The following is an 11,063-nucleotide window of genomic DNA, read 5'->3' on the forward strand; positions in this document are numbered from 1 at the left end:
CTGGGAAGAAGCGCAGGGAACTTCATCCGAACCTTATGCCCCTCATCCAAGCAGGGCAACATCATCAGGAGAACGGAGGTAGCAGACAGCCGCCTCCGTTTTTTTTCTGGTCAAGCGGCTGAAAGCCTCACGGTAGATTCCCAACTGGCGTTCATGAATGCGGGGAACGCGGAACGTGTCGGTCTTGAAGTCTACGACAAGCACCCGGTCAGGCAAGGTAACGACCAAATCTGCGATTCCCTCGTATACAATGTTCCGTCCGTTTTCATCACGTCTCATGAAGAATGGAACCTCGCTTTCACAGGAAACCATCTGAGCGGAGACATTTTTCCAGAACGTACTTTCCAAAAAATTGCGGGCAAGTTGTTCTCCGTCATGGAGCATTCGAGTGAAAGCACGGGCATCTACTCCCTCCGGCATGCCGTCAGGAAACAGCTTTTCCCGCTTTTTCCCTTGGGGAAACACATATGAACCCGATGACTGCAATTCCGGCGACTGCGATTCCTGAGCTTGTAATCCCTGTGCAGAAGAAGTAAGTGCATGTGAGATGAGCGCATGGACGTATGTACCGAAACGCGCCTGTAGGTTGTTTGTCCTGATAAGCCCATCAGATGGGCAGGCAGGCAATTCCGCCCCTTCTGCTTCCCCTTCCATTTCTCTTTCCACTTCCACGATGGATGCAGTGGTCAGGTTTTCCGACGGAGCAGTGACCGCACGTCTCAGAGTCGTGGTATCAACATGAACAGCTTGCCCGTCTTCATACCATGCTTTGACTACTATGGAAGATACAGAGGGCGTGAACGATTGTCCGTAAAAATCCTTCCGACGGACAGGTTCGATGGTACGACTGTCACAGAGAGGATAGGAAAGACCATCACCTTGAAGATTTCCGTCAAGATTCTCCGCCACCATGGAATAGAGATATTTCTTTTCGCTGTCCTTGCCCGAAGTCTTTGCCGTATCGCTTCCAGAAAGTACCAGATGATATTGTGCGCGGGTCAAGGCTACGTACAGGAGCCTTTTCAGCTCCGCTTCCTCTCTGCTCCGAAGCTCCTCCTTGGCTTGGTAATACACCGCATTACCTGTCTTGAAAGAGTTCTCAGGATCCATATGGAGTGGCACGGGAACCGTGCGTCCTTGCGGCAAAGCGGAGGAAGGTTCAAGCTCCAAGGGAAACCATGCGGGGGTCTTCTGGTTTGCTCCGCCCTTGCCCATGCCGCTTATGATGACAATAGGAAATTCAAGCCCCTTTGATTTGTGGATGGTCAGCATCTGCACGCCCTCCGGTTCCTCACGGAGCAATTCCATCTCATCAAGCTTCTCATTCTGCCCAAGACGAGGACGGAGGTAATCGAGGAATGCCAAGAGGCTCCTGCCGGAACGGTCAAACTGGAGCGCCAGCTCCCAGAGCGAATCAAAATGCTCCAGGTAGACATGGTAGGAGGCATGTGAGACCAGGAACAGGCGGTAGCCCCCCTCATGCCAGAGGAAAGACAAAGCATCGGCCACGGAACCTGCCTCAACCTTTTCATGCAGCTTGCGGTAGAGGGAACAGCCATGGAGATACCGTTCCTTGACATCCGGGGCTACGGAACCAAAGCAAGGAATATCCGCAGTGGCAGGTTCTGCGAACGGAACCCACATTGGATACTTCCTCTCATGGCGTTCATTTTGGCGGTCAGTTTGGCGGTCAGTTTGGCGTTCATTCTGGTCATCGTCCTGACTTTGACCCTTCGGGTCTCTTGTGGAATCGTTTGTAGAATCCAATCCGTTGTACGCACGGAGGATGGGAACCAAGGATGCGTCCATGATGCCGCAAAGCGGGGAACGCAAGGCGGCGGCATAGGCAATCCCGTCAGAGGGATAGGCGCAGAGCTGGAGCCATGAGTACAAGTCATTCACCGGAGCTTCAAGCAACAGGGCGCGGGAGACTTGGAGGGAGTATGGAATGTGCCGTGCCCTGAAAGCCTTCTCATAGCTTATCTGCCCTCCTCCTGTGCGAAAGAGCAGACCGATTTCCAACGGATGAGGCCGTCTCAGTCCCCCTGTCCCATCAGGTACACAATAGGCATCGGTAGCAAGCATTTCCTCTATGATGTCCGCGACAGCCGAGGCTTCCGCCTCATCAGTGGCAAGCCACGGATCCTCTGGATCATCCTCCAAATCATTGAGTTCCTGATGCATCATGGTGAACCGGCTCAGGAGACCGGGTGATGGACTCCGGCTACCCAGAGGCCGAAAGTCAGCTTCATAGTCTTCGCCTCCGCTGCCCATGACACCGGGGAACAACGTGTTGAAAAGGGAAATCAACGCCGGTTCGGTTCGGTAGTTCGTCCCCAGTTCCAGCGCAATGCCCCCGGCTTCCTCTATTTCATGCCCCAATTGCTTGAAGACCGATACATCGGCTCCACGGAACCGGTAAATGGACTGCTTTTCATCACCCACAAAGAAAAGTTTCCCCTTTTCCAGCTCGCGGGCAACGGGAATGGCCGCCCCGCAGAGATCCTGTCTTTCAGCCAGCAGGTAGAGCAAATCCTTCTGCAAGTGGTTGTTGTCCTGGAACTCATCAATCATGATATGGCTGAACCGATTCTTGTAGAATGTCCTGACAGCGGGATTAGTCAGGAGGATGTCAACTGCCAGACGGGCGACATCGGAGAAGGTCAGGATGCCCGCGGCTCTCTTACGCAGGAAAAATTCCTCCTGATACCGTTGCAGGAAGCGATAAATTGGCAGGAGATTGCCACGGGAGGACAGCGCGGAGGCGAACAATCCGACCTTGTCCCTCATCACAACATACTCCGGCGTGATGTCCTTGAGTTCCGCCAAGGCACTTCCTGCCTTCACCTGACCGGGCTTGCGCCATTTTGTTTCGGCATCTTGGCAGAAATCACCTATGGCGGCAAAGTCCTTGCTTGCCCGCCAGCCATTGACAAGAGAGAGGAAAGAAGAAGCGATGTCACAGGCCTTGCGCACCGTAGCAGGAACACCCGATCCGTCAAGCCTCTCAATCTGACGACAAATTTCTTCCATGCCTGTGAGGACGGATGAAAGTTGGTCGCCGAAGTAGTTCTGTACCATCAGAGTATCCGCTTCGGCATCGAGAGGCCGGGTGATGTCCATGCCTCCGGTGGCTAACGGAACGAGAAACTCATCGACCAGGACATCAGGGGAATAAAAGACTGAGAGCAAGCGCGCTCCCTCATCCTGGGCATCGGCAAGGAGACGCGAAGCTACCACGGAAGCGAACCTGGTGGTCGCGTCATCATCAATGGAAAAATCCCCGGTGATGCCGTAGCGTATGCAATCGGAGCGAACTATGGCCGAGCAGAAGCTGTCCAACGTTGAAATCTGCGCCTGTGGGAAACGGGCAAGCTCAGATGCCATCAGCGGGTCATCTCTCAGGGAACTGACCAGCGCATGGATGCGTTCATGCATCTCAGCCGCCGCCTTGCGGGTGAAGGTCAGCGTCAGGATTTGGTCGGCGTGTGCTTTGCCTTCGATAAGAAGCCGTATGAAGCGGTACGTGAGGACGGTCGTCTTACCGCTTCCCGCTCCAGCGGACACGACGCAGTTGCTGTCACAGTCCACCGCGCGGCGCTGGTTGTCATCGAGCCTGCGGCCAGTACGCGCAAGGACATCAGCAAAGGTCAAGGAAGCAGTATTCGCGTTCATCTCCGTATTCATCTTCGTGTTCATCTGACAGCATACCTCCTGCGCGTGACAGAACGGAAGACGCGGGAGTCCGCTGCGGGAGAAGCGGCGAACCGCCCGGCTGATATGTCCCTGACCATTTTTTCCAACATTTTCTCAAGCTCTCCATCCAGCTTTTCAACCAAAGCACGCTCATCTCCCGCTATATTCGTCGCTTTCGCAGCCGCATTCACAGCAGAAGAACCATCAACAGGCTGTCCGTCTCCCTTTTCATCCCAGATGATGCTATAAGAACCATCCTTCACTGAATAATACGCTGCCAGTGCCGTCCGGGCAGCCAATTGGCTGGCGACCAGCCGACGGTACACCGGCAACTGGAAGGAGGGAGGCCCCCCTTCCTTCCTGTAGTCTCCCGGCCGGAGATTCTTCAGGTTGCCCTTCTTGTAATCGACCACGGCAAGAGCCCGGCCTTCCACAGCGGCATCATTGTTTTCCGCTCCCGTCTTCATGTTTCTTACGTCGGTCAACGATGCCCCAAGCAGTACGATGCGGTCTATCTTTCCAACTAAATGATAGCCTTTATCCGCATTCGTCATCTCCAAATTCTTTTCAAATTCCCAACTGAGGGTACCGGAAAAGATTTTTTCCTCTTGGTCAAGAATCTGTGGAAGCTGCCGGTCAAGCGTGTTTTTTATCCAGCGTAACGTAGGCGGTGATGGCGCGTCATTGCTGTGACTCAAACGCATAAACTCGTCCCCCCACGTGGAAAGCAGTAGCTTCTGGTAGGTATCCTTGTGCCGCTCTCCATCATACAGGCCGGTCATGGCCGTCACCTTTTCAAAAAACAGTTGGTAGACTTTGTGAATCAAGCGTCCCATGAAACGGTGATCCATCCGAGGAACCTCATAGTTCTGGTCATCCCTCACCCCCATCCCCCATTTCAATGCCCATGAGAAAGGACAGGAGGCAAAGGCATCAATCTGGGTCGAGGAAAGCGTCAGCAGCGGTTTCCCTCCGCGCTCAAGGCTATGCTCATGGTCATGTTCATGGTCGCACTCATGGAAAAGCGGAGAAAAGATGCCCGGATTATCCATGCCGGACACTGCCACATCCCTTTCATTGCTCATCCTGGTGAGGACGGTTCCGGCATTGTCCCGATACCATGCCCTCTGACCAGAAAGCATACTGTAGTTATAATCTGTTTTTTCACCCCTCCATAGCTTCAATTCATCCTTCCACGAGTCATAGGTTTCCCATGAAGACATCTGCCTTACCAAGCCGGATTCGACCATGCATGATGGAGGGAGCTGTACACCGTTGTAACCCTGTGAAGACAGGGAAAGCCGTCCTTCCATGACGCAGGAACGGTAGAGAGAGAACAATGCCGCAGTCATGTCATGTTCCTCGCGCACTGAAGCGGAAAGTACCGTCTCAGGGAGAAAGTCTCCGGAGTTATCACTGACCAACGTCACATCATGTCCCAATCCTATGGCATAATGGTGAGGAATCATCAAGGTCGCGCTCTGCGGCCACACGTACACGGGAATCCCTCCTGAACTCTGGGGAACATATCGCGTCTGGGATATATGGGAGAGAAACAAAGAAAACAGTCCGTGGTAGCGAGTGATGCCGGCTGTCTGCAAGGCTTGGGCGACTTTTTCAAGGTTCTCCATGCAGAAGGTATAGACAGCGGTCGCCTCCGCTGTAGCGGCGGCCTCCCATCGTTCGTCGCAGAAGAACTCCTGCTGGAAATAGGACAGGCGGGCGCGGATGTCTTGGGATGTTTCCGCTTCCATGACACTGATCACTGTCCCACGGAATTTCCCGTACCATGAACGCAGGGAGACGGGAGCTTCGCCTGCGTCCATGCCTGTGTCCATGCGTGCGTCCGTACCGGAAGCGTCAGGCTCCGACCACGACAGACGCTGGAACCATGCATCATGGGAGGCAGAATGGACATCCCCTCCCTCGATGCGCAGCTCTATGGCGCGAGCCAGCAGGTTCCTCTGGAGAATGATGTCCCTCCATGGGATGCCGATGTCGAGCAGAAGATCCTTCATGGCCTGCAAGGAAAAGGCAGTATCATAGACAGCCTTGAGTCGTGTGAAGAAACGTCCGGCGGGATGCTCAAGCGGCGAAAAGCCTTGGATGAGGCGCAACGGCAGGTCATGGAGCCGTGCTTCTTCTCTCAAATGGGCGACAAGGATTTCATCAACGGGAACAGTCACCGCCATCTCCCTGGCTGGCACTCCTTTTTCCGCAAGAGTCCTCAGACGGCGCACGACATCGCCTACTTCCTGGCTCTGGTTGGCAAAGACATGCAAACAGTCTTTCCCATTGCGCGTGTTCGCCTTTGTGTTTACGTTTATATCTGGCTTTGCGTTCGACTTCACATCCAACTTTACATCCAACTTTACGTCCGATGAAGCTGCAACAGCCTCTGGGTCGGCTGTCTGTATCCATGAAGGATTGCCCAACTGCTTCAACAAACCTTCCACTCCTGGGATGGTCTGTGAAAATACAATGACATGTTTCTTGCCCATCATTACCGGAGGCGCAAAGGCAAGGGACGGGGTTTCATAGGAAGGCTCGAACAGATTGCGGCGGACAAGGAATTTTTCATATGCACCATGAAGCACCGCAAGCTGCCGGAAAACATCGTCCCAGACAAGAGCGGAAGCCTCCTGTTTTTCCTGACGCGCCTGGCGTTCCCGACGCAGTACATCGGCGAACCGAGGGAGAAGCCGGGCTATCCGCTGGGTATACGCCTCGAAGGTCTCAGGATGCAGGGACGATGCGAACCATGGAACCGTATCTCCTTGGGGGCCTTCAAGGAACTCACGGGCGAACATCATCCTGACCAAAGAATTCGCAGGAAGTTTTTCCGCATGCACAGGAAGAAAGCGGGCGCGGAACGTATCCCATGCCAACGCCCTGTCAGCACGGACGACTCCGCTCTTGCCATGAAGGGCATAATCCTCCAGCCAGAAACGAGCGGAGATTTCAGAGGGGAACACCAATACGGAGTCCGTGTCGAACAGGCTGTGCACGAACGTCCGGGGAGTGGAAAAATGACTGTCCATGCATTGAAGTATACCATGTGTCATGCTACTGTGACATCATGGATGAGCCGACACACAGGAAAAAACATCAGGACAAGACACCATCCCGGAGTTCCGGCGGACCGGGACGTGGAGCTATCGCCGTGGCATGGATTGGCCTTCTGGTGTTGCTCATCGTCTCATCGCTGCTTGTGCCCGACATAACCCGTCTGATGAATAGGTTGGGCGTGAACTGGAAAATCACATCCCTTGCGGCGATACTTTTCCCTTATGTCGTCACTGGTCTTGGCAGTATTGCCTATGGCTCGGTTCTTCCCCGGCATCAACTTTTGAGGCTTTTTACTGACAACCGTACATGGGACAGGGGGCTCCTGCGTCTCAGCGCAGCCGTCTATACCGCGTTCCTGTGCCTGACCACCCTTCTGCACTGGGCATTCATGCCCGGTTCATACCGTCTGTTAGCTTTTTTCTCTCCTGATTCCCCGTCCCCGGACATCATACTCATCATGTGGGGACTCGCGCTGGTACTGATTCCCATGCAGACGAGCGTAGAGGAAATCCTTTTCAGGCTTATGCCCGCACGTTTCTTCTACCCTCTCCCCTGGCATCTGCCTGGATATCCTAAAGGCCGCATTGGGCTTTCCTTGTTCTCCGCACTGCTATTCGTCTTGCCGCATCTTGCCAATCCTGAAGTGACAGGAGCCAGCAACGCAGCGCCTGTCATCTTCTTTTATGCCCTGTTCGGCTTTGGCGTCATGTATCTTTCCCTTGTCCATAAAGGTTTTGAGATAGCCTTGGGAATCCATGCCGCCAACAACCTCATGGCGGTATTCATTGTCTCCTATCCTGATTCGGCACTCCCCGCCTACCCTTTGCTCATGGCACAGGGAAAGGCTGACTCATGGTGGGGTGTCATCCAGCTTGCTTTGTCACTGATTACCGTGGCGGTGGTTTCACATCTGAGAAGACGCAAGACCTCATCCGCGGTTCTTTCGGCTTCAGGTTTTTCGGATTCAGTCGTTTCGGATTCTTCACCGTGACGCGATAACGGAAATATAAAAACACAAGAACATACATGGGAGGCATGATGGCTCGTGATACTAAAAAGAAACCCAAGGACAATCCCGGAACCGGACAGACACGGAAGAAAAAGCCCGCGAACCAGAAAAAACATCGCGCCCTGCTACAATCGGCTATCATCATCGGCGTCATCCTTATTGTCCTTTTCATCCTCACGCCCACAGAACGGCCACAGGCGTATGTGGAGCGGCAGGACAATCTTGTCACCGAGAGCGTGCTTACCGGTGGCGTCATCCTGGACATTGAGCTACCGGCATCCAGGGAAGGCGACATCATCGTGCGTCATTCCGGATACACGTTGTCCTATAGCGAAGATCATGAGCAGCCGTGGTGGGTCGCCTATGAACTGACCGCCGAGGAGGTCTATGGTCTTTTCGAGCGGGGCGATGATTTTCGTGCTGACCCGTCGATCCCTACGGGCTCCGCGACTCCGGCGGACTACACGGGCAGTGGTTACGACCGAGGACATCTGATTCCCGCCGCTGACCTTTCATGGTCGGCTCAAGCTATGTCCGAATCTTTCTTCATGAGCAACATGAGTCCCCAAACTCCCCAGTTGAACCGTGGCATGTGGAGTTCCCTAGAAGCCATCGTGCGTCAAAATGCAGTGACCGAAGGGCGTGTGGCTGTCGTGACCGGTCCCGTCCTGACCGATGGTCCGTATGAAACCATCGGGACGAACAAGGTTGCTGTTCCCAAGTATTATTACAAGGTATTGCTCGACTATACGGGCCCGACGACCAAGGCGATAGGCTTCATCCTTCCCAACCAACGGCCTGGCGGCTCCATCCAGGATTATGTAGTGACAGTCTCCGAGGTCGAGGATGTCACGGGTCTCGATTTCTTCCACCGCCTCCCCGATGACATAGAGAAAGCACTGGAAGGATCTGTAAATGCGGCGGCATGGGACTGGAAGCGGTTCTCTGCAACTAAAGCTGAAAAAGAGCAGTTCCTCGCCTCCCTTGGGGATGGCCCCACGTCAGGGGAATCTTCCGTGGGTACCGTGGCCACGGGTACTACAGGGACTACCGGGAATACTGGAACTACAGGAACTTCCGCATCTTCTTCTGACGATGCTTTAGTCCTCTATCTCCGAACGGTTCTGTATGATACTTTGGGAGACGTGAAGAAGAATCTTTTGGTCATTGTAAGGGATACTGTTGGACTGTAGCCTCGGACTACAAAGAAGGGCGACGTATTGGAAAGGAACGCGGGAGGGTCCGTAGTCCTGATGATACGGAAATTCTTTCAGTGGTTTCGGTGGTAGAGGTTCTACAGTGCTTAAGAGGGAGGTTTTCATGGCAAACGCAGACTTTGCGCTGACGACAAAAAAGCTGGATGTCGGCAGGGATATCATTTCCCATGTTCCTGTCATATTCTCCGACTTCATGGCCTCCGGCGGATACTCTCCACTGGTTATAGCAGATGAAATTACATGGGAGGTGGCGGGTAGACAGGTTCAGACGGAACTCGACACAGCAGGACTCTCCCCCGCCGCACCATTCATCTTTCCTGGTACGCCCATGCTCTATGCTGATGAAAAAGCCATAGCAAAGGCGCAAGATGCACTTTCCAGACATCCAAACTGTCGATGTATCGCTGTGGGAGCGGGCTCAATCAACGACATTGTAAAGGCCGCTTCCGGCGCATTGGGACAGCCTTACATGGTGGTGGCGACCGCGCCTTCGGTCGATGGCTATACGTCCGCAGGGGCCGCGGTATCAATCCACGGGTTCAAGCAGACGGTTCCATGTCCTGCCCCTGTTGTCGTGGTCGCCGACACTGGCATCCTCAGTGCCGCGCCTTATGATATGATTGCGGCAGGGTATGCCGATTTGGCTGCCAAGTTGCCCGCTGGAGCCGACTGGCTCGTCGCTGATTTCTTTGGCACGCATCTTCTTCATCCCGCTGTCTGGGATATGATACAGACTCCCCTTCACGCCCAAGTGCGTTCCTCCGCTGGCATAGCAGCCCGCGATCCATCAACCATCTCATCCATATTTACTGGTCTGTGCAACACGGGTTTCGCCATGCAACGGATGCATGATTCCCGTCCGGCCAGTGGCGCAGAACATCTGATGAGTCATGTCTGGGAGATGGATCATCTGGAGCATGACGGACTTCCGGTTTCCCATGGTTTCAAGGTTGCTCTGGGGACGCTGGCTTCTACCGCTTTTTATGAGGAGTTCTTCGCCCTGGGTTGCGATGCCCTGAGGTCACGCCTTTCTGCGTGGAAGAAGCCTTCATGGGAGGACAGGGAACAGGAGATATGCTCATGGCTTAAGGGGCAGCATAATCTTGACGATGTACTCCGTGTCTCCCGTGAGAAGTTCCCTGCGCCATCTCTCTGGGATGAGATGCTGGAGTCTCTCTGCTCCAAGTGGGATTCCTTAAATGATATCATCAGAAAGCAGCTCATTCCCTTCCCTGAACTGCGGGAGCACTTTGTTACAGCAGGGTGTCCTGTCGAACCGGCTGACATTGGACTGAGCCGCGAGGAATTCCACAAGGGGATGCATGTGTCGGGCATGATCCGCAACCGTTTTACCATTCTGGATTTAATGTTCATCACGGGTGTTTATGATGAACTTGAGGAGCCTCTGATGAACAGCGGGAAATGGTTCACGAGGTTTGCGTAGATTCTTCCTTTTGCAAACTTACCATTTCCCACATAGATAGTTTTATGCAAGATTTTCTTTCAAAGAAAGAATACTATTGAGCAACAAAGAGCCAACATGGATATTTTAGGTGAAAAGTTACAACTCCCTTCTATTGAAGACGTTCACTCTGTTGACATCCATTCTTCTAGCAGGTATATTCACGTGTACGCCCAGATGGCGGAATTGGTAGACGCACTAGGTTCAGGTCCTAGCGGTGGCAACACTGTGCAAGTTCGAGTCTTGTTCTGGGCATGAGAAGGTTATTTCCTTGTGTAATAGATTGTTACATAGGGTAAAATTGCCTTCTTTTTTTTGCTTCGGGCAGAATTTTTTTCAGGCTCAACGCGGAAAGTTGTGGGATGGACGATAAAGTAGCCGAAGAGAAAAGCGGAAAGAAATAGAAAGAAGGACGGAAAAACTGGTAGAGTTGGTTTACCACAACACAACGAACCAGGAGGACCGTCCTTCATGCATGAGTGTACCGCAAGCTTCGTCAGTCTGCCAAGTTTCATCTGCGAGAAAGAACAGATCTGGAAAAAGTCGCGGTCGTATCAACCGATACGATTCCCCGATTCAATCCCGGGGGCGTTTTTTCCAGACCAAGCCT

General features: G+C 53.4%; 5 protein-coding genes and 1 tRNA gene. 4 read left to right on the forward strand and 2 right to left on the reverse strand.

The genetic code is table 11. The features are described 5' to 3' along the window. Nucleotides 1-42: 42 nt before the first annotated feature. Together SPICO_RS09910 and SPICO_RS07325 are read right to left on the reverse strand one after the other, a co-directional pair. Nucleotides 43-3,699, reverse strand: a complete 3,657-nt coding sequence (locus SPICO_RS09910; RefSeq protein WP_013740033.1) for a UvrD-helicase domain-containing protein — start codon at nt 3,697-3,699, stop codon at nt 43-45. Further along, complete coding sequence (locus tag SPICO_RS07325) at nt 3,696-6,761, reverse strand: PD-(D/E)XK nuclease family protein (protein WP_041395170.1); 3,066 nt, start codon at nt 6,759-6,761, stop codon at nt 3,696-3,698. Before SPICO_RS07325 ends, SPICO_RS09910 begins: the two co-directional genes overlap by 4 nt. 14 nt (nt 6,762-6,775) lie before the next feature. Here SPICO_RS07325 and SPICO_RS07330 point away from each other — a divergent pair, with 14 nt between their 5' ends. The 4 genes from SPICO_RS07330 to SPICO_RS07345 all read left to right on the forward strand — a co-directional run bounded on the left by SPICO_RS07330 (nt 6,776) and on the right by SPICO_RS07345 (nt 10,708). Beyond that, nucleotides 6,776-7,756 carry a CPBP family intramembrane glutamic endopeptidase gene (locus SPICO_RS07330; protein ID WP_013740035.1) on the forward strand — a complete coding sequence of 327 codons (981 nt, stop codon included), beginning with the start codon at nt 6,776-6,778 and terminating at the stop codon, nt 7,754-7,756. Between the two features lie 47 nt (nt 7,757-7,803). Continuing rightward, nucleotides 7,804-8,967 carry a DNA/RNA non-specific endonuclease gene (locus SPICO_RS09915; RefSeq protein WP_013740036.1) on the forward strand — a complete coding sequence of 388 codons (1,164 nt, stop codon included), beginning with the start codon at nt 7,804-7,806 and terminating at the stop codon, nt 8,965-8,967. A gap of 127 nt (nt 8,968-9,094) precedes the next feature. Continuing rightward, nucleotides 9,095-10,435 (forward strand): sn-glycerol-1-phosphate dehydrogenase, encoded by a 1,341-nt coding sequence (locus SPICO_RS07340; RefSeq protein ID WP_013740037.1) that lies wholly within the window; start codon nt 9,095-9,097, stop codon nt 10,433-10,435. Between the two features lie 189 nt (nt 10,436-10,624). Then, a tRNA-Leu gene (locus SPICO_RS07345) sits at nt 10,625-10,708 on the forward strand. Nucleotides 10,709-11,063: the final 355 nt, after the last annotated feature.

This window comes from Parasphaerochaeta coccoides DSM 17374 (genome assembly GCF_000208385.1).
Taxonomy (GTDB): Bacteria; Spirochaetota; Spirochaetia; order Sphaerochaetales; family Sphaerochaetaceae; genus Parasphaerochaeta; species Parasphaerochaeta coccoides.